The organism is Streptomyces sp. NPDC050164 (assembly GCF_044459945.1).
In the GTDB taxonomy this organism is placed as follows: domain Bacteria; phylum Actinomycetota; class Actinomycetes; order Streptomycetales; family Streptomycetaceae; genus Streptomyces; species Streptomyces coeruleorubidus_A.
This window is the reverse complement of sequence record NZ_JBITJK010000001.1, coordinates 480,190-500,722: the sequence shown is the minus strand read 5'-3', so window position 1 is coordinate 500,722 and position 20,533 is coordinate 480,190. Positions and strand designations below refer to the sequence as shown.

16 protein-coding genes are annotated in these 20,533 nt (G+C 68.6%); 8 read left to right on the top strand and 8 right to left on the bottom strand.

Features of this window, described 5'->3' with window-relative positions:
• Position 1 precedes the first annotated feature (1 nt).
• From ACIBNA_RS02370 to ACIBNA_RS02360, 3 genes are read left to right on the top strand one after another with little or no spacing between them, the layout of a single operon-like run.
• A complete protein-coding gene (locus ACIBNA_RS02370; protein ID WP_399163496.1) occupies positions 2-4,093 on the top strand; it encodes an amino acid adenylation domain-containing protein in 4,092 nt (1,363 codons plus the stop codon).
• Positions 4,094-4,103: 10 nt separating this feature from the next.
• Positions 4,104-5,258, top strand: a complete 1,155-nt coding sequence (locus ACIBNA_RS02365; RefSeq protein ID WP_399163400.1) for an acyl-CoA dehydrogenase family protein — start codon at positions 4,104-4,106, stop codon at positions 5,256-5,258.
• Position 5,259: 1 nt separating this feature from the next.
• Positions 5,260-6,333 (top strand): acyl-CoA dehydrogenase family protein, encoded by a 1,074-nt coding sequence (locus tag ACIBNA_RS02360; RefSeq protein WP_399163399.1) that lies wholly within the window; start codon positions 5,260-5,262, stop codon positions 6,331-6,333.
• 4 nt (positions 6,334-6,337) lie between these two features.
• Here ACIBNA_RS02360 and ACIBNA_RS02355 read toward each other — a convergent pair whose 3' ends face one another.
• The 4 genes from ACIBNA_RS02355 to ACIBNA_RS02340 form a co-directional block, all read right to left on the bottom strand.
• On the bottom strand, positions 6,338-7,051 hold the full coding sequence (locus ACIBNA_RS02355) for a response regulator (protein WP_399163398.1): 714 nt from the start codon (positions 7,049-7,051) through the stop codon (positions 6,338-6,340).
• A gap of 133 nt (positions 7,052-7,184) precedes the next feature.
• Positions 7,185-7,358: a hypothetical protein gene (locus tag ACIBNA_RS02350; RefSeq protein WP_399163397.1), complete on the bottom strand. Its 174-nt coding sequence runs from the start codon at positions 7,356-7,358 to the stop codon at positions 7,185-7,187.
• Between the two features lie 125 nt (positions 7,359-7,483).
• Positions 7,484-10,513 (bottom strand): BTAD domain-containing putative transcriptional regulator, encoded by a 3,030-nt coding sequence (locus ACIBNA_RS02345; protein ID WP_399163396.1) that lies wholly within the window; start codon positions 10,511-10,513, stop codon positions 7,484-7,486.
• Positions 10,514-10,666: 153 nt separating this feature from the next.
• On the bottom strand, positions 10,667-11,599 hold the full coding sequence (locus ACIBNA_RS02340) for a phosphoribosylglycinamide synthetase (RefSeq protein WP_399163395.1): 933 nt from the start codon (positions 11,597-11,599) through the stop codon (positions 10,667-10,669).
• A gap of 94 nt (positions 11,600-11,693) precedes the next feature.
• Here ACIBNA_RS02340 and ACIBNA_RS02335 point away from each other — a divergent pair, with 94 nt between their 5' ends.
• Positions 11,694-12,482 (top strand): hypothetical protein, encoded by a 789-nt coding sequence (locus tag ACIBNA_RS02335; RefSeq protein ID WP_399163394.1) that lies wholly within the window; start codon positions 11,694-11,696, stop codon positions 12,480-12,482.
• Positions 12,483-12,802: 320 nt separating this feature from the next.
• On the opposite strand, the gene ACIBNA_RS02330 is transcribed toward ACIBNA_RS02335, so the two are convergent.
• The gene (locus tag ACIBNA_RS02330; protein WP_399163393.1) at positions 12,803-13,426 is read right to left on the bottom strand and encodes a low molecular weight phosphatase family protein; all 624 of its coding nucleotides are present in this window, start codon (positions 13,424-13,426) and stop codon (positions 12,803-12,805) included.
• Positions 13,427-14,021: 595 nt separating this feature from the next.
• Between ACIBNA_RS02330 and ACIBNA_RS02325 the strand changes: the two genes are divergently transcribed.
• Positions 14,022-14,321, top strand: coding sequence for an LAETG motif-containing sortase-dependent surface protein (locus tag ACIBNA_RS02325; protein ID WP_399163392.1), 300 nt, complete (start codon positions 14,022-14,024; stop codon positions 14,319-14,321).
• Between the two features lie 196 nt (positions 14,322-14,517).
• Here ACIBNA_RS02325 and ACIBNA_RS02320 read toward each other — a convergent pair whose 3' ends face one another.
• Positions 14,518-15,558 (bottom strand): GDP-L-fucose synthase family protein, encoded by a 1,041-nt coding sequence (locus ACIBNA_RS02320; protein ID WP_399163391.1) that lies wholly within the window; start codon positions 15,556-15,558, stop codon positions 14,518-14,520.
• Between the two features lie 233 nt (positions 15,559-15,791).
• On the opposite strand from ACIBNA_RS02320, the gene ACIBNA_RS02315 reads away from it, so the two are divergent.
• The 3 genes from ACIBNA_RS02315 to ACIBNA_RS02305 all read left to right on the top strand — a co-directional run bounded on the left by ACIBNA_RS02315 (position 15,792) and on the right by ACIBNA_RS02305 (position 18,570).
• On the top strand, positions 15,792-16,445 hold the full coding sequence (locus ACIBNA_RS02315) for a class I SAM-dependent methyltransferase (RefSeq protein ID WP_399163390.1): 654 nt from the start codon (positions 15,792-15,794) through the stop codon (positions 16,443-16,445).
• A 68-nt stretch (positions 16,446-16,513) separates the two neighbouring features.
• A complete protein-coding gene (gmd, locus tag ACIBNA_RS02310) occupies positions 16,514-17,557 on the top strand; it encodes a GDP-mannose 4,6-dehydratase (protein ID WP_399163389.1) in 1,044 nt (347 codons plus the stop codon).
• Positions 17,558-17,793: 236 nt separating this feature from the next.
• Positions 17,794-18,570 (top strand): class I SAM-dependent methyltransferase, encoded by a 777-nt coding sequence (locus tag ACIBNA_RS02305; protein WP_399163388.1) that lies wholly within the window; start codon positions 17,794-17,796, stop codon positions 18,568-18,570.
• Here the strand turns inward: ACIBNA_RS02305 and ACIBNA_RS02300 are convergent, their stop codons facing one another.
• On the bottom strand, positions 18,571-19,245 hold the full coding sequence (locus ACIBNA_RS02300) for an FkbM family methyltransferase (RefSeq protein WP_399163387.1): 675 nt from the start codon (positions 19,243-19,245) through the stop codon (positions 18,571-18,573).
• A gap of 110 nt (positions 19,246-19,355) precedes the next feature.
• A complete protein-coding gene (locus tag ACIBNA_RS02295; RefSeq protein WP_399163386.1) occupies positions 19,356-20,063 on the bottom strand; it encodes a hypothetical protein in 708 nt (235 codons plus the stop codon).
• Positions 20,064-20,533: the final 470 nt, after the last annotated feature.

Sequence of the window (20,533 nt, the reverse complement as noted above, 5' to 3'; positions counted from 1 at the left end):
CATGACCCAGCGCCTCGCCGCGCTGCCCGCGGAGCGCCGCGCGCGGTTCCTCACGCGGCTGAGGGAGCAGGCGGGGGCCGCGGCGAGGCGAGGCCCGACGCCGCGCGGTGACACGGGGCCGGTACCGCTGTCGCACGCGCAGGAGAGCCTGAGGTTCCTCGACCGCCCGGCGCCGGACGGTGCTGTCGCCGGGATGCCGCTGTGCCTGCGCCTGCGGGGCGATCTGGACGCGCACGCGTTGCGCTCGGCGCTGGCCGCGGTCGTGGCCCGGCACGACGCGCTGCGGACCGTGATCGTGGAGCGCGAGGGCGGCCCGATGCAGGTGGTCGTGCCCGAGGTCCCCATCGAGCTGCCGCTGATCGAGGCCGAAGGCGACGACCACGAGCAGCGGCTCGCCGCCGCGCGGGCCCTGGTGGAGAGGCGGAGCGCGGCACCGTTCGACCTGACCAGGACGCCGGTGTGGCGCGCGGCGCTGATCAGGGTGGCGCCGGACGACCATCTCTTCCTGCTCGACGTACCCCACGTCGTGTGCGACGCCTGGTCGCGCAACGTGCTGATCCGTGAACTCGCCGAGTGCTACCGGTCGCTGCGCGACGGCGACGCACCGCGGCTGCCCGGTCTTCCCGTGCAGTACCCGGACTACACGGTGTGGCAACGCCGGCGACTGCGCGGCGGCGACCTGGACAGACTGGCCGCGTACTGGCGGGACAAGCTGGCGGGCGTCGAAGTACTGGAGTTCCCGACCGACCGGCCCCGTGGTGACACACGGACCTTCGCAGGCGGCAGCGGCAGCTTCACCGTCGGGCACCAGGGCCTGAAGCGGGCGGGGGAACTGGCCCGGGAGGAGGGCGCGAGCCCGTTCGACGTCCTCGTTGCCGCGTTCTTCACTCTGCTGCACCGCTACTGCGGCCTGGACGACCTGGTGATCGGCTCGCCGGATGCGAACCGGCGGCACGACGCCGTGTCCTCGGTGATCGGGCTCTTCACCGACATGCGGGTGCTGCGCGCGGACGTCTCCGGCGACCCGACCTTCCGCGAGTTGGTGCAGCGGGTCAGGCGTGTGTCGTCCGAGGCCTGCGAGCAGGGGGGGCTGCCGTTCGACAAGCTGGTCGACGCGGTGGATCCGGTCGTCGACCCCTCACGCTCACCGGTCTTCCAGATCGTGTTCGGCGTGGAGAACGCGGCCACCACGACCGGCTTGCCCGGCATCGCCACCTCGCAGGAGGCCGTCCGGACCGGCACCTCCCGGTTCGACATGAGCTGGAACCTGACGGAGCAGGCGGCTCCCGGCGCCGACGCACGCCTCGCCATCGAGTTCAACACCGACCTGTTCGACGCCGAGAGCATCGCCAGGTTCGCCCGGCACTACGACGGACTGCTCACCACCTTGACGGCCGCCCCCGACGCTCCGTTGTCCGCCGCCGAGGTGCTGAGCCCGGCGGACAAGGAGTTCCTGGCCGAGGTCGGCAAGGGACGGATGCGCCCGATACGCGAATCCACCGTCGTTCAGGAGTTCGAGGCGCGCGTCGAGGAGTCCCCGGACAGCGTGGCGGTCGTCGTCTCCGGCGTCGAGACCAGCTACGCCGAACTCAACGCCCGTGCGAACCGGCTCGCCGCACTGCTGCGCGAGCGCGGCGTCGAGCCGGGCACGCGGATCGGCCTGTGTCTGCGCAGGCACCTGGACCTGACGACCGCGATCCTCGCGGTGCTGAAGACCGGCGCGGCCTATGTGCCGCTCGACACGGCGCATCCCCCCGCGCGGGTCGCGGAGATCGCCGCCGACGCGGGTGTGCGCGCGGTGATCGCACACGCCGAGGCCGGCAAGACCGTGAGCGAGGTCGACGCGCCCGTCGTGACGCTGGACGACGTCCGCGAGGAACTGGCGGCGATGCCCGGCCACAATCCGCCGCTCGCGGCGAAGCCCGGCGACGTCGCGTACGTCATCTACACCTCCGGCAGCACCGGCAAGCCGAAGGGTGTGCTGCTCGAACACCGCGGCGTGGTCAACTTCATCGACTCCACGCGAGACCTGTTCGACCTGACACCGGCCGACCGGGTGCTCGGGTTCGCTTCGGTGACCTTCGACGTCTCCGTGTTCGAGACGTTCTCGGCGCTGCTGACCGGAGCGCGCCTGTGCCTGGCGACCGACGACGAACGGCTGTCCATCGACCGGCTCCAGGCGCTGATGGAACAGGCCGGCATCACCGTGATCGACCTGCCCCCGACCGTGATGCCACTGCTGGCGCCCGAGAAGTTCACCGACCTGCGGATCGCGTTCGTCGGCGGCGAGGCGTTCAGCGGTGAGCTGGTGAACCGGTGGAACCCGGGCAGGCGGCTGTTCAACGGCTACGGACCGACCGAGTGCACGGTGACGATGATCGTGGAGGAGTGTCCCGGCACCTGGGACGCCTCGCCGCCGATCGGCCTGCCCATGGCCAACCACGTGGCGCACGTGCTGGACCGCGACCTGCGCCAGGTGCCGGTCGGTGTGCCGGGTGAACTGGTGATCGGCGGTGGCGGGCTGGCGCGCGGCTACCTCAACCGGGAGGAGCTGACCGCGGAGAAGTTCATCACCGACCCCTTCGGCACCGCGCCCGGTGGACGGCTGTACCGGACCGGAGACCTGGTGAAGCGACTGGCCGACGGACGGCTTGTCTTCCTCGGCCGGATCGACCAGCAGGTCAAGATCCGCGGACTGCGGATCGAACTGGGCGAGGTGGAGTCGGCGTTGACCGGCTTCGACGGAATCGGTCCGGTCAGCGTACAGGCGTGGACCGACGAGAGCGGGGACAAGCACCTCGTCGGCTATCTGACCGGGGTCACCGAACAGCAGGTGCCGGCGGTGCGCGAGCATCTGGGCACGCTCCTGCCGTCGTACATGATCCCGGCGTACTTCGTGGTCCTCGACGAGCTGCCGCTCACCAGCAGCGGCAAGGTCGACTGGCGCAGACTGCCCGCGCCGGACCCGAACCGTGCGGGCGAGGGGTACAGCGACGAGTCGCTCACCGCGACGGAACGGCGGCTGCTGCGCGACGTGCTCGCTCCCCTGCTGCGCGACGACCGGCTCGGCGTGCGCGACGACTTCTTCCTGGCGGGCGGCAACAGCCTCCAGGCCGTTCAGCTGATGTCGGCGATCAACCGCAGGTTCGGGGTGGAGATCGCCCTCGGCGACTTCTTCGTCTCGCCCACCGTCGCACACCTGGCCGCCACCATCGACACCGTCCGCGCCGCACGGCGCGATGACGACGATCCGCTCGACGCGCTGGCGAGCCTGTCCGGGCGGGACCCCGCCCGGACTGCCGCGCCGGGTGAGGACCGGGCACCGGTGGTGATGCGTTCGTCGGGCCCGGCGCAGGTGATCCTGCTGCACCCGTCAGGCGGTGAACTGTTCTGCTACATACCGTTGGCCAGGGCACTGCGCGAGGACATCGGTGTGACCGGTTTCGCCGCCGATCCACGGGACGCCGCCGTGGCCCCGCAGGACGCGATGGCAGCGACCGCCGCCAGGATCGCGCAGGCCCTGACCGAGAGCGGCCTGCCGAAGTCGTGTTGCCTGGCCGGCTGGTCCTACGGCGGTGTGCTCGCCTTCGAGGTCGCCCGGCAGATCGAGCGGAAGACCGGAGAACGGCCGCCGGTGGTTCTGCTGGACGCCGCCTACGACGAGGACACCGTCCCCCTCGACGAGCCGACGGTGCGGCAGCGGTTCGTGCACGACGTCGCCAGGCTGACGGGACGCGACGGCCAGGCGGTGCGCGCGGTCCTTGACGACCCGGCCGCCGGCGTGGCCGACGTCGGGGAAACCCTGACCGGCCTCGGCGTCGAACTGGAGCTCACCGAGGAGGAGTTGGCCTCCCGCTTCGAGACCTTCCGGTCCTCCGCCCTGTCGATGCAGGAGTACCGGCCACCGGGCCCGTACGGCGGACCGGTCACCGTGCTCACCGCCTCGCCGCACATCGCCATGGAAGAGCAGTGGCGGACGGTGTGCACGGGTCCGTTCCGGGCCGAAAGCGTGCCCGGCGACCACTACACCCTGTTCACAGAACCGGCGCTGAGCCGGGTCGTCGCAGCGATCGAAGAGACGCTCGCGTCTTGAGGAGACGTACATGCGGTTCGGATTCACCGAGGAACAACAGCGGTTCCGGGCGGGTGTGCGCGAGACGCTGCGCTCCGCCGAGGTGCGTGCCGCGGCGGCCGAGGCCACGGGCGCGGACGGTGTCGAGCCGGACGCGCGCCCGCTCTACCGTCTGCTCGGAGAGCTGGGACTGCTCGCCGTGCACTGGCCCGTCGAGTTCGGCGGACAAGGGCGCCCGCTCACCGATGCCGCGATCGTCGCCGAGGAACTGGTGCGCGCGGGAGTGCCGGACACCCTGCACGTCAACACCATCCAGATCGTCGGCCAGTTCCTGCTGATGGCGGGCAACGACGAGCAGAAGCGGCGGTACCTGCCCGCGCTGGCCCGCGGTGAGAGTTTCGCCTCGGTGCTCTACACCGAACCGGACGCGGGATCGGATCTCGGTGCGCTGCGGGCCGTGGCCGAGCCGGACGGCGACGGCTACCGGATCACCGGCACGAAGGTGTTCAGCCTCAAGACACGGTTCGTCGACCTCGGACTGTGCGCGGCCCGTACGACGCCGGGTGCCGGAAAGTACCAGGGAATCAGTCTGTTCCTGGTCGACATGGGCGCACCTGGTGTGACGGTGTCGCTGATACCCGGCGTCGGCGACGAGCACTTCCACCGGGTGGACCTCGACTCGGTTCCGGTGCCGGGTGGCGACCTCCTCGGTCCGCGCGACGAGGGGTGGCCGCTGCTCAACGAGGCACTGGCCATCGAACGCACCGGTCTCGACTACTACCTCAAGGCCGAGCACTGGCTCGATGCCGCGCTGGACGCACTCATCGACTGCGACCCGGACTCCCCGCACGACGCCCGCCTCGAGCAGATCGGCCGCTGGCACGGCGCGCTGACGGCCGACCACGTCCTCGCCTGGGAGGTGCTCACCGGCCTTGCGTCGGACCAGGTCGATCAGGTCTCGGCCGCCGTCGCCAAGTACCACAGCAGCGAACTCGCCCAGAGCGTCGCGGCGTGGGCCGCCGGCATCCCCAGCCCCGAGCAGCGGGCGAACCGCACCAGGGCGGCTGTGACCCTGGACTCCGCCTACCGAGAGGCGCCGGGGCTCACGCTGTCGGCAGGGACCTCCGAGGTGATGCTCCAGATCATGGCCGCCGCGTTCGACTCCATCGGACAGGAAGAGCACTGACATGGACCTCACCCCCGATCCGCTCGTCATCGAGCTGCGCAAGGCGTTGCGTACGGGCCTTGCCGGCGTCCCCGCCCGGATGGAGCTGCACGGCGCGCCGGTGGCCGACGGAGCCTTCGGCCCCACCCGGACGGTGCTCGACGAACTGGGCGCGTCCGACTTCGAACGGCCGGCCTCCGTCGGCGGCCTGGACCTGGGCCTGACGGCCGGGGTGCTGGTCAGCGAGGAGCTCGGCCGCGCGGCACGCGGAAACTCCTACCGGGCCGACGCGATGGCGGCCGGCATGGGCGCCCCGGCGGGCGCGGCACTGGCCGGACTGGAAGCGCTGCCGGTCGGCAGCGGGGTCACCGCGACCCCGCGAGCCGGTGGCTGGGAGCTGACCGGCGCGGCCACGGTCGACGACGTGAGCGCCGGGACGCTTCTGGTGGCCACCAGGACAGGCGGCGAGTCGGTGCTCGTCGCGGTGGAGCGCGGGGCGACCGGCCGCATCCGGGAGAGCGGGTGCTGGCCGCCGGTCGTCCGGTTCGAGGCCACGCCGGTCACCGCGGCGGACGTGGTCGGGACTCTGGACGACTCGCCCACCGGCCCGCTCGCCCGGGCGCGGCTGCGACAGGCTGCCTACCTGCTGGGCATCGCCGACGGCGCGCACCAGATCGCGGTGGGATACGCCGGTTTCCGGCGGCAGTCCGGCACCAGGCTGCGTGATCTGCCCGCGGTCTCGTTCCCGTTGGCGCGAGCCATGGTGGCGTTGCGCGCGACCAGGGCGGCGGTGTACCGGGGGGCCTGGCTGGTCGACTCCGAGCCGGACGCCGTCGGCACCGCGCCGGTCATGGCGCTGGCGATGGCCGCCGAGACCGCGCGCGACGTGGTGCGGCTGAGCATGCAGAGCTGCGGGGTTCGCGCGATGACGGCGGAACTGGGCCTGCACCGGTACTTCCGACTGGCCGCGGCCGAGTCCGCCCGGTACGGCGATCCCGCCGCGCTGTGGCGGTTGGTCGGCGCCGACCGCATGCGAACGGCCCGGCGCGCCGCGGCCGGCACGGAGCTTCCGGTCGCGGCGACGGCTCGGCCGTAGGAGGTCAACTCGCGCGCAGGCCCACCGGTGACGGGACCCTCTCGTCGCCGAGGGGCTGTCCGGCCGAGTGGATGAGCCCGGTCCGGTAGGCCAGTGACACGAGCTCGGCGCGGTCGCGGACGCCGAGCTTGGTGCGCACGCGGTAGAGATGGGTACGGACCGTGGCCTCGCCGATGATCAGTTCGCGGGCCACCTCCTCGGTCGACATGCCCTGCGCCACCATCCGGGTCACTTCCCGTTCCCGCGGGGTCAGCTCGGTCACCTCCGGGCACATCGCGGCCTCCTGGGGCTCCGGCTGCGCACGGAACCAAGTGACCAGGCGCTGCGCGATGTTCGGCGCGAGCATGGTCTGCCCGGCGGCTGCCGCCTGGATCGCGGTGATCAGCTCCTGCGGGCTCGCGTCCTTGCCGAGCAGGCAGCTCGCGCCGGCATGCAGCACGTCGCTCACCGTCTTGTCGGCGTCGGACGCGGTGAACACGACCACGTGGGGCGGCTCGTCCTCCTTGCCGAGCCTGCGGATCATCTCAAGGCCGGAGATGGTCTGGAGGTTGAGATCCGTGACCACGACATCGGGCCGCGTGGTGCGCACGAGAACGATGGCTTCCATGCCGTTGTGCGTGGTGCCGATCACGTCGATGTCCGGCACCGCGTCGAGGAGGGTCTTTAGACCGTCCGCGATAACGGGCAGCTGGTCACAGATGAGCACTCGAATGGTCATTGTGTTCCCCCTCGATAAGAATTGGGCAGCAGCCTCGCTGTCCCGAACCGGATCGCGGCGCGCGGAAATCGCGAGGCTCGCCCCGGAAGTCACCCACTGAGCGGGCCGCGACCAGCGGGTGCGGCCCACCTGCTCAGCCGTTGCCGTTGTTGTCACGCAGCCCGGGAACGACCACGTCCGTCGAAGGGGCGAAGGCGACGGTGCGCTGCTGGACCGTCTCCGGCGCGTCAGCGTCAAAGGAGGCAGTGAGTCCCCCCAGAAATGCCCCGAGAGCGATGACGGAGGCGGCGATGGGGATGACGCGCATGAGTGAGCTCCTTTGGAAAGGGAGGCCTTTTCGACTCCGCTGATGCTCCCGATTCGCCTTCCCGGCCCGTTCCCCTCTGGACACCCGCCCGATCCCCGCGCCGCGGGCCGCCCGGCACGCAGGACTCACCGTGCGGTCCCCGGCACTTTCATGAGGGAGAAGAGGTCGTCCGCCGCTGAGCGGTGCTGCCGGGCCATCTGCGGGTGTCCCTGGGCCTCGGCGGTACGGGCAAGGCCCCACAGCGCGCACGCCTCGTCGTAGCGCAACTCCATACGGCAGGCGATCTCGTGGGCCAGAAGCTGCTGAGCCTTCGCCGTGTCCAGGTCCCCCTGCGCGTACCGCACGCGCCCCACCGACAGGTGCACGGTGGCACGGTGGATGTCGTCGGTGCTCCTGGTGGCCTTGGCGAGTGCGTGGCCCGCGCTGTCCGCCGCCTCCTCCAGCTCGCCCATACGCACCAGCACGTCGGCTCTGCGGGCGAGTACGAGCGGCAACACGGAGGGCATGCTCATGCGCTGGCACCGTTCCAGCGCCGCGTCGGCCCAAGCGAGCGCCTCCTCGAAGCGGCCCAGGCCCTCGGCCGCCTGGGAGAGATTGCTCAGCGCGTCCACGGAGAGCTGTATCTCCTGGATCGAGTCGAAGATGGCCACCGCCCGCTCCCCCGACCGAGCCGCCTCCTCGAACCGTCCGAGCCGCACCTGGATCAGGCTCAGCGTGCTCAGCGACGAGCCGTCGAGCCGGGTGAAGCCGAGCTCCTGCGCACGTTCGTTGGCCTCCTGGCACAGGTGCAGCGCGCGCTCCAGCTCCCCCATGCTGTTGCACGCCTGTCCCAGCCGGGCCCGGCACTCCGCCTCGCTGTGCACGTCTTCCATCCGCCGGGACAGGTCCACGGCTTCCTCCAGCCGGGCGACCGCGTCGCGCAACTGCCCCAGCCGCCATTTGCCCATGGCCAGATTCATCAGGTTCAGCCGGGTCAACGGCTGGTCCCCGAGCTGTCGCGACGCGCTGACACCTTTCTCCAGCGCCGCGTTCGCGCTGGCGTCGTAGCCGCGGATGCTGGAGTGGAAGCCCAGCTCACGCGGCAGCCGCGCGGCGTGCCAGAGCAGCCCCCCGTGATACGCGGCGTCCACCGCCGCCAGCAGACTGTCGCGGTGCTGGTCGAGCCACTGGAGCGCCTTGTCCTTGTGGTCGAACTCCTCGCGGGCCCGGCCTCCTTCGTCGCGGTCGCCGAAGCGGCGCCGTCCGGGAAACAGCGTGTCGCACGCGCGTTCCGCCGTGTTCAGGTAGTGATCCAGCAGTCGCCGCACCGCCTGCCCGTCCTCCGGCGCCTGCTGCCCCTGCGCGACCCGTTGCACGAAGCTGCGCACCAGGTCGTGCAGGGCGTAGACCCCCGGTTCCCTGGCCTCCAACAGCCGTACGTCGACCAGTTCTTCCAGCACGTCCTCGGCCGTCAGGACATCGGTGTCCAGCAGCGCGGCGGCTTCTTCGGCGTCCAGATAGCGTCCGGGGTGGTGTCCCAGAAGCCGGAAGGCCGTTCGCTGGTCGTCGGGCATGGACTGGTACGACAGCAGCAGCGCGCCCGCGACCCCCCTGCCCTCGCTGGTGAGTTCGTCCAGGCGCCGGTCGTGGTCCCGCAGCCGTTCGACGAGTCGCTGGACGGTCCAGTGCGGACGGTTCGCCAGCCGGGCGGCGGCGATCCTGACCGCCAGCGGGAGACCTCCGCACAGACGCAGCAGCTCACGGGCCGCGTCCGGCTCCTTCTCGACGCGTTCGGCACCGAGGGTGTTACGCAGGATCTGGTGGCTGTCCTGCTCCGGAAGGGCGCCGACGGAGAGCCACTCGGCTCCGTCCAGTCCGGTCAGCCGCGGGCGGCTGGTGATCAGGACCAGACTGTCGCAGGAGGCGGGGATCAGCGCCCGCACCTGCTCGGACCCGGCGGCGTTGTCCAGGACCAGCAGCATGCGACGGCCCCGCATGTAGGACTGCCATCGCGCGGCACGTCCCGCCGGCACCGTGGGTATCTCGTCGCTGGGGATGCCGGCGGCGGCGAGCAGGTCTCCTTGTGCGTGGAACGCGCTGAGCGGCGTCTGGCCCGGTGTGAAGCCGTGCAGGTCGATGAAGAGACTGCCGTCCGGATACTGCTCGGCCAGTTCGTGGGCGGCGCGGATGGCCAGCGCCGTCTTGCCGCCGCCGCCCATGCCGTCGAGGGCCAGGACCGTCGGTGCCCCGGCCTGGGCACCCCTGGCCGTATCGCAGACCCACTTCAGCTCGGAGCTGCGGCCCGAGAAGTCGGGCACGTCGAACGGCAGCGCGTACGGAGCCTCGGTCACCTGGTGCGGGACACGGGAGGCGGAGCGTTCCGGACGAGTGAGCGACGGGTCCTGGCGCAGGATGCGTTCGTGCAGCCCGGTCAGCTCCGTGCCGGGGTCTATGCCCAGTTCGTCCGCGAGGTGACCTCGGGCACGGGCGAACTCGTCGAGGGCGGCGGCTTGCTGCCCGGAGTGGTAGAGGGCGAGCATCAGCCTGCTGCGCAGCGTCTCGCGCAGCGGATGCTCGTCGACGAGGACACGCAGCTCACCCGTGATCTCGGCGGCCTCGCCCGCGTCGATGCACAGATCGTAGAGCTGCTCGGCAGCGGTGAGCCGCTGCTCCTCCAGAGCCGTCGAGGCGGCGTCGACCACACGGCCGCCGGAACCGGACAGCACCGGCCCTCGCCACAGTGCCAGCGCCTCACGCAATTGTGCGGCGGCCCGCTCCGGCTCCCCCGCGTCCAGTGATTCCCTGGCCTGCCTCAACAGCTTCTGGTGGCGCAGCAGGTCGAGTTGGTCGGTGTCGACGACCGCGCGGTATCCGGGCCCGTCGGTCACGATGATGTCGGGGCCGTGCGGAATGCGGCTGCGCAGTTTGGCAACCGTCTTGCGCACCTGGTGCTCGGCGCTGTCCGGTGGTTCTTCGTTCCATGCGGCCGCCACCAGACGGGAGACGGGCACGACGCGCCCGGCTTCCAGGAGCAGCATCACGAGAACGCGCCGTTGCAGAGCCCCGTTGACCGGTACGAGTTCACCGCCGTTGCGGACTTCCAGAGATCCGAGAACGGCGAATTCCAGTCCGGAACTGGTTTCGTCTTGAATATGCTTCGATGTCGCGGCCCGCACCTTACCCTCCCCCGTCAGCGATGAGATGGGACACACGTCGCCGCGAGAGTAGATCATCTCTCGGAGCACATGCACCAAGCATGCTCGATCCCGCGTCCCGTCCCCCCGTGTCTTCGCCTCGCCCAGAAGGAAAACATAACTACCCGGCGCGCGTCATCGGGTGGCTGGCCGGATATCGGCGACGAGGTCCACTCGCGCCTTGTCGACTCGTTCGCGGGTCAGTTCCGGTGTGTCCCCCTCGACCACCACGTAGGCGCGACGGGCGCGCGGGTCGCCGATGGGCGCGATCCAGTCACCGACGGCGTACGGGAAGCGGGCTCCACGGACCCAGGGGGTCACGGCGATGTCCTCGGTGCCCGTGTACGTCTCCAGCCGCCCCTCGGGGAGCAGGAAGAAACCGACCTCGGCGTACCGGGAGGCGCTCGGCACGACGGGGCGGCCTCCCGAAAGGGCCGTGAAGACCGCCGCCTCCAGGTCGAACCCGCGCGCGATCTCGACGAGCAGGGGGATGCGGTCGGCGCCCAGGTGCGCGCGGCAGGACACGATCCGCGGCCCGTCGGGCAGCAGCGCCACCTGCGTGTGAGCCGGGCCGAAACGGTATCCGCTCGCCGTCAGCCGCTCCTCGACCGCCGCCCCGATGATCTTTCGTTCGTCGTCGGTCAACGGCGCCGGATGGAGGTAGCCCGTCACGAGGAAGTCCGGCGGCCCCGTGGTGCGTTGAGCCGTCATCCCCACGACGTGGTGGGTCCCGTTCACGGTCAGCGTCTCGACACTCACCCGGGGAGCCTCGGCAGGGGCCCGGTCGTCCTCTTCGCAGACCTGGAGCCGTTCGTACACCGCCGGGGGGTTCGGAGACAGGCCCAGCCGCCAGGCCTCCCGGACCACCGGCAGGACGGAGTCGCCGTGTCCGCAGTGCAGCACGGCGTCGATGTCATGGCGCCGCGCGGTCCGCGCGATGACCTCGCGCAGCCCGCTCTCGTCGGTGAAATCCGTGAGCAGCAGCTCCTCGGAGACCTCCTCGACGCGCGGCGCCAAGTCGGCCTCCAGCTGTGACGGATCCCATACCGACCAGATGCGAAACCCCAACTCGGCACCTCTTCGCACGAGTTGGTGACTCGGCATCACCAGGAGCAGCCTCGACTGCGAGCTTCTCGGGGAGTGTGTACACATACACGCCACTGTGTACTGCCACCTTCCCGCCCTGTTCCCCTTCCCTTCCCCACCGGAGGGAGGCCGGGCCGCCACCGGAACATCGAGTGCGGCCGCAGCTGCTCTGCGCGCGACGAGCGGTGGGCGGACCCACGCCTACGACAGCGCGGGTCGGCTCGTCTCCGAGACGGACTTCGACGGTCGCGCGCTCCGCTACGCCCACGACCCGGCCGGCCGCCTGGTCGGCAAGGAGAACGGCCTCGGACAGCTGATCCGTTTCGAGTACGACGTCCTCGGCCAGGTGGTCCGCAAGGACGCCGACGGGCGCACCCCGCTGGCCGGAACGGTCAGCACCTACGCCTACGACGCCGCCCACAATCCCGTCGGACTGACCCTGGCGGGCCGGGTGATCGGCAGCCGCCACTTCGATCTGGACGCCGCGGGACGGGTCACGGGCGTCACCGCGCGGGGTGGACCGAGAGCTACGCCTACGACGGCGCCGGTAACCAGACGAGCGCCGAGTGGCCCTCCGCCCACCCGGGCCACGAGGCCAGGGCCGCATCAGTACCGCGGGGCGAGGTCTGCCCGCACCTCTGGAGGTGCGCCTCCAGCATCGGCGCCGTCCCTCCGGACCTCGCGGTTCGTACAGCGTGATCCGGTCGCCCGGGGCGAGGGGCCTCCACCGAGTCGGCGTCAGGGTCAGGGTCAGGAGGCGCACTGGAGCCCGAGCCCGCCCCGGTACCCCTACGTAGCAGGCACGAACGCCGTCTGCATGATCTCGCGGCAGCGGTCCCGCACCTCGGGGACAAGGTGGCCGTAGATGCCGACCGTGGTCTTGATGGGCTTGTGGCCGAGACAGCGCGACCTCGTGGACCGGGATCGGCGGCCAAAGCTCCTCCTGCTCGTCGATCTCTTAGCAGGTGAAGGGCGCGGCTGGCACGTCGCGGTGCTTGAGCGGCACGAGTCGCGTCTTGCGGTCCTCGCGGTGCGCCTTCGAGCTGATCTGCCGGCGACTGCGGTCCCGTACCCGCAGCGAGAAAGGCATCCGCCGGGGCGGAAGCCCTCTCAAGATCCCGGCCTCACGCAGCCCCAGCGACCTATGCGGTCACAGCACCAGCTCGCAGTTGACGAAGACGGATGCTAACTGGTCCGCATGGCGGCGGCGATCCGCTCAACGATCTCCTCGATCTGAACCAGACACTCGTGTACTTGTGGTGGAGGTACGCCAAGAGGGTCGTTCACGTCTACGTCACCCATGCGTGTCGACACGGCACCACGGCGAGCGGCCGCCCCCTGGACGAGGGTCATAAACCGTGCGGCCGGATCCACCACGCCTGCGGCGTCCTCTGAACGCACCAACCGGGCGAACTCACGGAAGGTGAATGCACGGGACAGCGCACGCACAGGGGACAGCCGCACAGCGGCCTCACGATGCTCCGTCGCAGCGCCCAGTACCAGGTCCGCGTCTTCGACCATCTCCTTGGTCAGTCGGCAGGAGCCCATCCCGCAGGGCTGCACGCCACGTCCGAGGAGGAAGGAGGCGACAACAGCCGCCATTGGCATACCCGCGACGGCCCGGGTGCCGGCACTGCTCAGATGGATCATTTGCCGATACTCGAGCAGTTGGTGCCTGAGCAGGCACTCGGCAAGCGGAGAGCGATAGACGTTGCCGGTGCACACCACAAGTACGCGGAACGGGGGCACGCACCCTCCAGGAGGGGAAGAAAAGGAGACCAAGACGTGCGGCGCGATGTCAGTATTCATCCGACATCTCCACCGGGTGAGGACTTCAAAGAGCGTTTCTTCCCGGCTGTGGTGTTCGGGCCGAGTTTCAGGATCGCGCCATCCGGTCAAGCAGCGGTCGTCGGGTGAGCGTCGCAGCCCGGGTGCCTGCGGTACACCAGCGCCTCTGAAAGAGCGCGGAATCACTGGTCAGGGCAGTCGCCACGAGGCGGACCAACCGCATGGCACACATCGGGCGCCTTCGCTCCTCGCATCCGGGAACTAGCGGCCAATCCAGTGATCTGCATACGCCATACAGCGCTTTTCCTCCCGAAAGTGCTTAACATGCGCTATTTGGCGCTATCTATGCACATACAGTACTCGCGGGCCGGACCATGACGTCGCCCGATTCCATTTGAGGAGTGTGAATGCGATGACGGCCTCATCGAAGTGTCGTGCCGCCTTCGCGGCCACAGCAGCTTCCGCTGCCCTGGCCGCAGTCCCAGTCGTAGGGGCCCAACCTGCCCACTCCCAGCCGTATCCACCCGATGCCCCGAGCCTGACCCTCAGCGCCACCACCGTTGACGCAGGAGACGACCTCGCCTTCACAGGGACCGGGTTCACTCCGAACGAGGGGGTGGACGCATTGCTCTTCTCGAAGCCGGTCAAGCTGGGCCACTTCACCGCCGACGCAAACGGCACGGTGGAGGGTACCGTCACCATCCCCAAATGGACCGATCCGGGCAAGCACATCTTCCTTCTCAAGGGAGAGAAATCGAAACTGAAGCTCTCGGCCAAGATCACCGTAAACTCGCACAAGCCTCACCTCGCCGACACCGGTGAGGACCAGACGCCCGTTCTGTTGGGCGGAGCCGCAGGGCTGCTGGCGCTCGGAGCAGGCACGGTGATGGCCGTCCGTCGGCGGAAGCAGAACTGACCGCCCCGCTCCATCGGGCAGCTGCGAAGCCTCAGCAGTACCGGCGGCCGACAGCGGATCTCCCGACGTATGACGTCACGTCGTCGTCGGGGTACCCGCTGTCGGCCGCTGCCGCCATGACCGCCTGAACAAGCCCAACCTCGACGTAGGCGACGCGCACATGCTCGCGGCAGCGGCATACCGTGAACGGAGTCCGTCAGTGCCGCAGCGTGCCGGACTCGAGATTGTCCACGTACCAGGCGTACGTCCGGGCGATTCCTTCCCGCAGGCCGATACGGGGCGCCCAGCCGAGCGCGATGAGCCGGGACACGTCAAGGAGCTTGCGTGGGGTGCCGTCCGGCTGCTTCGTGTCCCACTCGACGCTCCCGCGGTACCCGACGACGTCCGCGACGAGTTCCGACAGTTCCCGGATGGTCAGGTCCGTGCCGGTGCCGACGTTGACCGGACTGTCCCCGTCGTAGTGCTCGATCAGATGCAGGCACGCCCGTGCCAGATCGTCCACATGGAGGAACTCCCGACGTGGCGCGCCACTGCCCCAGTTCACCACCCGCCGCGCACCCGACTCCTTCGCCTCGTGGAAGCGCCGCATCAGGGACGGCAGCACATGAGAGCGGTCGAGGTGGAAGTTGTCGCCCGGCCCGTACAGATTGGTCGGCATGGCGGAGATCCAGGGCAGGCCGTACTGGCGTCGTACCGCCCGCACGTTCAAAATGCCGGCGATCTTGGCGATCGCGTAGGCGTCGTTGGTCGGCTCCAAAGGACCCGTCAGCAGCGCCTCCTCGTGGATGGGCTGCTCGGCGAACTTCGGGTAGATGCAACTGGAACCCAGGAACAGCAGCCGCTCCACCCCGTGCCCCAGGGCCGCGTCCAGCACGTTGACCTGAATGCGCAGGTTGTCGGAGAGGAACTCGGCGGGCCGGGTGGTATTCGCCTTGATCCCGCCCACTCGTGCCGCGGCCAGCACCACCACGTCCGGGCGCACGGCCGCGAACCAGTCGAACACCGCCTGCCGCTCCCTCAGGTCCAGCTCCGCCGAGCCGGGCGCGACCACATCAGTGAACCCTTCACGGCGAAGCTCCCTGCGCACCGCCGAACCGACCAGCCCCGAGCCCCCGGCCACGAACACGCGCGCCGAGCGGTCGAGGGGGCGGTGCACCCTGTCGTCGCGCACCGCGGCAGGGGCGTTCACCGCCGAGGCGACCGGGGCTGTGGCACCGGCATCAGTACAGGCGGCCATGGACCTCGACGTCCTCCTTCACTGACATGCAATCCTCGAAAAGCGACACAACGCCATGATACGGACGATAGCGCTGATATCCGTATTCTTAACGGGTGCCCAGGTTCCGGAGGTGCCGGAGGTGCTGGAGTTCGGGGTCGCATCCGGTCCGTCCTGACAGCTCGGCCGAAACAGAAGGCGCGTGGCCGTCGAGTCGGGCAGCGCCGCACGACACGTGGCCAAGAGGAAGCAGCATGCTGAAGACGAAGATCGCCGACCCCACGAGGCCCGGCTCCCTTGCCCACTCGGCTCGCGCCAAGCGCTGGGACGAACTGCTGCGGCGCTTTCCCGACCTGGCCGAGATGCACGTTCTCGACCTCGGCGGCACCCCGACCTCCTGGCGTGGCGCACCTGTCCGGCCGGCGCACGTGGTGACCGTCAATCTCGACCCGCGCACCGCCCGGCATGCCGAGTCCGGGATCACGCCGGTCGTCGCGGACGCGTGCAGCCTTTCGCTGCCGACGCACATGGTCACCCGGCGATTCGACCTCGTGTACTCGAACTCCGTCCTGGAGCACGTGGGAGGGCACTACCGGCGGCAGCAGTTCGCCGACGCGGTGCACAGCCACGCGGACCACCACTGGGTGCAGACCCCCTACCGCTACTTCCCCGTCGAACCCCACTGGCTGTTCCCAGGACTGCAATGGCTCCCGTTCCGGGCTCGCGTCGCCGTCTCCCGGCGCTGGCCGCACGGACACGTCCCACGCGCGGGCCGTGCGCAGGCCACCCGCGACGTCCAGGAGGTCGAGCTGCTGTCCGCGGCCGAGATGCGGTCCTACTTCCCTGCTTCCACCATCTGGTTCGAACGCTTCGCCGGACTTCCCAAGTCACTGGTCGCAAGGAAATGAGCCGTGCCCGCCACCCTCCCCGCTCAGGTGCGTTCTCCACCCCTCACAGCCCAGCAAAGGGAATCCTCATGACGGACAAGACCGCGCTCATCACCGGCATCACCGGCCAGGACGGCTCCTACCTCGCAGAACTGCTGCTGCAGAAGGGATACGTGGTGCACGGAATCGTCCGCCGCGCCTCGACCTTCAACACGCAACGCATCGAGCATCTCTACCGGGATCCGCACGACCCCGAGGCGCGCCTCTTCCTGCACTACGGCGACCTGACCGACGGAACCCGGATCGCGGGGCTGCTCGAGCGGCTGCGGCCCGACGAGGTCTACCACCTGGCCGCCCAGTCCCACGTACGGGTGTCGTTCGACGAGCCGGAGTTCACCGGGGACTCCACCGGGCTGGGCACCACGCGGTTGCTCGAGGCCATCAGGACGACGGGCCTGCCCTGCCGGTTCTACCAGGCGTCCAGTTCGGAGATGTTCGGCGCCTCCCCGCCGCCTCAGCACGAGGGCACCCCGTTCCACCCGCGCTCCCCGTACGGGGTCGCCAAGGTGTACGCGTACTGGGCGACGCGCAACTACCGGGAGGCGTACGGGATGTACGCGGTCAACGGCATCCTGTTCAACCACGAGTCCCCTCGCCGTGGCCCGACCTTCGTCACCCGCAAGGTGGCCACGGCGGCCGCACGCATCAAGGCCGGCCTCGAGGACGTCGTCTACCTGGGCAATCTCGACGCCCGACGGGACTGGGGATACGCGGCGGAATACGTCGAGGCCATGTGGCGGATGCTGCAACAGGACGAACCGGACGACTACGTGGTCGCCACCGGCGTCAGCTACAGCGTGCGCGACTTCGTCGAGCAGTGTTTCGCCCATGTCGGCCTCGACTGGCGCGACCACGTGCGGTTCGACGAGCGATACCTGAGACCGACCGAGGTGGACGACCTCGTCGGAGACGCCTCCAAGGCCGAGCGGCTCCTGGGTTGGCGCCCGAAGGTGCGAGCCCCGGAACTGGCCCGCCTCATGGTCGACGCCGAGATCGCGGCCCTGTCCCCGGCGCCTGCCGTTTCCCTCGGTGCGCAACCCTCTGTTCCGACAACGCTGGAGCTGATCAGGTAGGAAGCGGCGACGTGTCCGGATGCCACTGGGCGGCCGCAATGGCCCGGTGGCACCGGACAGACCGGTAGGCGGCGGCGCGGCTCGCGTCGACCATCCCTCCGCCACCGGAGGCACTTATTGTCGAGAGTTTGACACGATCAGACAAAACCAGAGAATTACGCGGCGCGTGCAACAGAACAGTGGCGCGGCACATGACACACTGAACGCGCAAAATTCAAGTACAGAAGGAGATGCACGTGTCAAGTGCAATCGAATCTCAGCGCAGCGCCACCGCGGAGATCTGCGACAAGCGGGATGACTGGTCTTTTCACGTCACCAGGGATCCACTGACACGGTTCCTTCGGGATCGACGCCTTCAGATTTCCCTGGATATGCTCAGCGCACGTAATCTCCTGAATCCTGCTCAGCAGAGTGCCCTGGTTGTGTGCGGCGGCGTCGGAGGGGAGGGGATCTTCCTGCGTCGCGCCGGCTTCACAGACGTGACCGTTACCGATCTGTCAGAAGAAGCCCTCGCGGTGTGTCGTCGTTTGGACCCAAACCTGCGAACCATGCCACTCAATGCGGAGAACATGGCCGGAATTCCTGACTCTAGTTACGATCTGGTCTTCGTGCAGGACGGATTGCACCACTTGCCCCGCCCTGCACTCGGTTTCACAGAGATGCTCCGGGTGGCTCGCACCGCGGCCATCGTGATCGAGCCCTACGAGAGTTTGGTCGGCAGGCTCATCGGTACCGAATGGGAGGTACAGGGCAAGGCCGTCAACTACGTTTTCCGCTGGAACCACTCGATGTTGAAACAGATGACGCTGAGCTATCTCCTGTCGGCGGAATCAGTCGTTCTGACTCGTCGGCTGTGGGATCACAACCTTTCGGTAGGAAAGGTGGCGCGCCGTTTTCCGGAACGTTGCCGGCTCCTGGCGGCCAAGTGCGTCTACGCGGCACTGACGCCCGTGAACTCGCTCGGCAACATGATGGTAGGGGTCGTCGTGAAGCCCGGGAAGACGGCAGGGTAATCATTCACGGAAGGAAACTACGTCGCACTGATACATTTGACCGGTCCGCGGATCGGTAAAACCAGGCAGGACGTATGCAGGGGTGAATCCCCACTCCCCCACCCAATCAAGAGCCTCCCGATAAAGCATGCCTCCCTCGTAGAGCGGCAGGAACGAAATCTCCAACTGCACTCCAACGCATTGCGAGAGACGCTCCCCCGCACCCACTAGCGCTTGTTTCTCGCCTCCCTGTACATCGAGTTTCAGGAATACTCGGTCACCCTGGCTCACGACTTCCGGCCACAGGGAATTCAGGGTTCGCTGCGGAACCCTTTCGCTTGCGATGTACTGAGAGCTGGGGACGGCCTCGGCATGACGCGGCAGCATCCCCAGTACGGAACTACTCGCGGCCTGATTCCCGGCCACGTGGATCTCCACTGTTCCTTCGACGTCGCCGATGGCAAAGGGCATGACGGTCCACAGCGGATCGTGAGCCGCCTTCACCCTCAGGTGCGTGAACGGCTCTCGGACCGGTTCGAACGATACGATTCGCCCGCGGTAACCATTCCTGCGCAACATCGTAGAATAGCCGCCGTTATTGGCGCCCACGTCAAGAACAAGGTCGACGCCGTACCGACGGAGGAGTTGGGTCGCCCGGTACTCGGGGGTCGCTTTCGGATAGCGGGAGACGTCCACGCCCAGGCATCTTCCCAAGCGTCTGGCAGCATGAAGGATTGTCACGGATCCATTGTCGTGAGCTGTGCCGCAAAGGCCCGCCGGACACGCCCGTACGGGACCGGTCCTGGTCAGGCAAGGTGCGCGCGGCGCAGGCTCGTCAGAGGCTGCAGCGGCGGTGCCATTTCGGGGCCGGCCAGGACGATGCACCCTCTCCTGGCTCCTGTTTCCTCGGCCGAGGGAGCCGCAGGATAGAACGCCTGCCAACTGGGCAGTTCCGGCAGGTACATGATGTCGAGCGGCGAACCGTCATAACTGGTGAACGCGTAGCCGGGATCGTCCGGCACCTTGAAGTCGTCGATCACGACGACAGCATGGGACCATCGCTTTGTGATGATCTCGAGTTCCTCATATCGAGGAACGTCTGCCTGCCAGTGGGCGTCGAGATAGAAGAGAAGTCTCGGACTCCCTTCACGTGCAGACAGAGCCCTCAGCATCTCTCGGGAGTCCCCGTGATACAAGCGGATCCCGGGGTACGGTCGACACAGCGCTGCCGAGTACCTGAAGAATCGCTCCTCGATCTCCGCGGAGTGCACCGGAAGCGCGGAGACATGATGGAGGAATCTCGTGGTGGTACTTCGGTAGGTGCCCGTTTCCACAACCTCGTCGAAGTTTCCGACGGTGATCAGGTCACGGATCATCTGCCATCTCTTGCGTTGCCCGTTCATGGGGCCGCCCCAGGAATTGGCGAGGGATGGCCGGAGCAGATCCACCCGGAATGCGATGCTGGGGGGAATGCGTTCGTTGATCTCCCAGGCGGCACGCTTGAGGAGGTTCACACGCGTCATCTCCTTGATCTACGCCTGGGGCCACGCAGGCATTTCCATCAGTCCTCATCCAGCGCGGCGTCGACGCTGTGATTGGTCGATGAGAAGCTCCCTCGGAGCAGCTTCCCATTTGGATGCAGGACTCCTCGGGCGACACGCTACCCCGTTCGAGTGACGAAACCGACAATCTGCGGTACTGCACAGCGAATTGTACCGGCCCGCTCCGCGCATCAGTGTTTACTCTCTGCACGTGACCGCAGCCTCGCGCAACAGTCAATTGTTTGGCGTTATGCATTGTTTCAAGCAGGAGGATGCCATGCCGGTAGAAGTCCGCCCGCTCCCGACCGTGCGGTGACACTCCCGGATCCTCCGAGGGCGGAGGGCCGGTCACAACGGCCGACTGTTCGGGGGCCCGTCACGGCGGAGCGGAGCCGTCTTCGCCCTGTCGCCTGGTCGTTGGGGGCGAAGGCAGCGACAGTGCC

Excerpts from the sequence above, each read along its gene's own strand:
- ACIBNA_RS02370 (WP_399163496.1), top strand. The coding sequence starts at position 2 with ATGACCCAGCGCCTCGCCGCGCTGCCCGCGGAGCGCCGCGCGCGGTTC.
- ACIBNA_RS02365 (WP_399163400.1), top strand. The coding sequence starts at position 4,104 with ATGCGGTTCGGATTCACCGAGGAACAACAGCGGTTCCGGGCGGGTGTG.
- ACIBNA_RS02360 (WP_399163399.1), top strand. The coding sequence starts at position 5,260 with ATGGACCTCACCCCCGATCCGCTCGTCATCGAGCTGCGCAAGGCGTTG.
- ACIBNA_RS02355 (WP_399163398.1), bottom strand. The coding sequence starts at position 7,051 with ATGACCATTCGAGTGCTCATCTGTGACCAGCTGCCCGTTATCGCGGAC.
- ACIBNA_RS02350 (WP_399163397.1), bottom strand. The coding sequence starts at position 7,358 with ATGCGCGTCATCCCCATCGCCGCCTCCGTCATCGCTCTCGGGGCATTT.
- ACIBNA_RS02330 (WP_399163393.1), bottom strand. The coding sequence starts at position 13,426 with ATGAATACTGACATCGCGCCGCACGTCTTGGTCTCCTTTTCTTCCCCT.
- ACIBNA_RS02320 (WP_399163391.1), bottom strand. The coding sequence starts at position 15,558 with ATGGCCGCCTGTACTGATGCCGGTGCCACAGCCCCGGTCGCCTCGGCG.
- ACIBNA_RS02315 (WP_399163390.1), top strand. The coding sequence starts at position 15,792 with ATGCTGAAGACGAAGATCGCCGACCCCACGAGGCCCGGCTCCCTTGCC.
- gmd (WP_399163389.1), top strand. The coding sequence starts at position 16,514 with ATGACGGACAAGACCGCGCTCATCACCGGCATCACCGGCCAGGACGGC.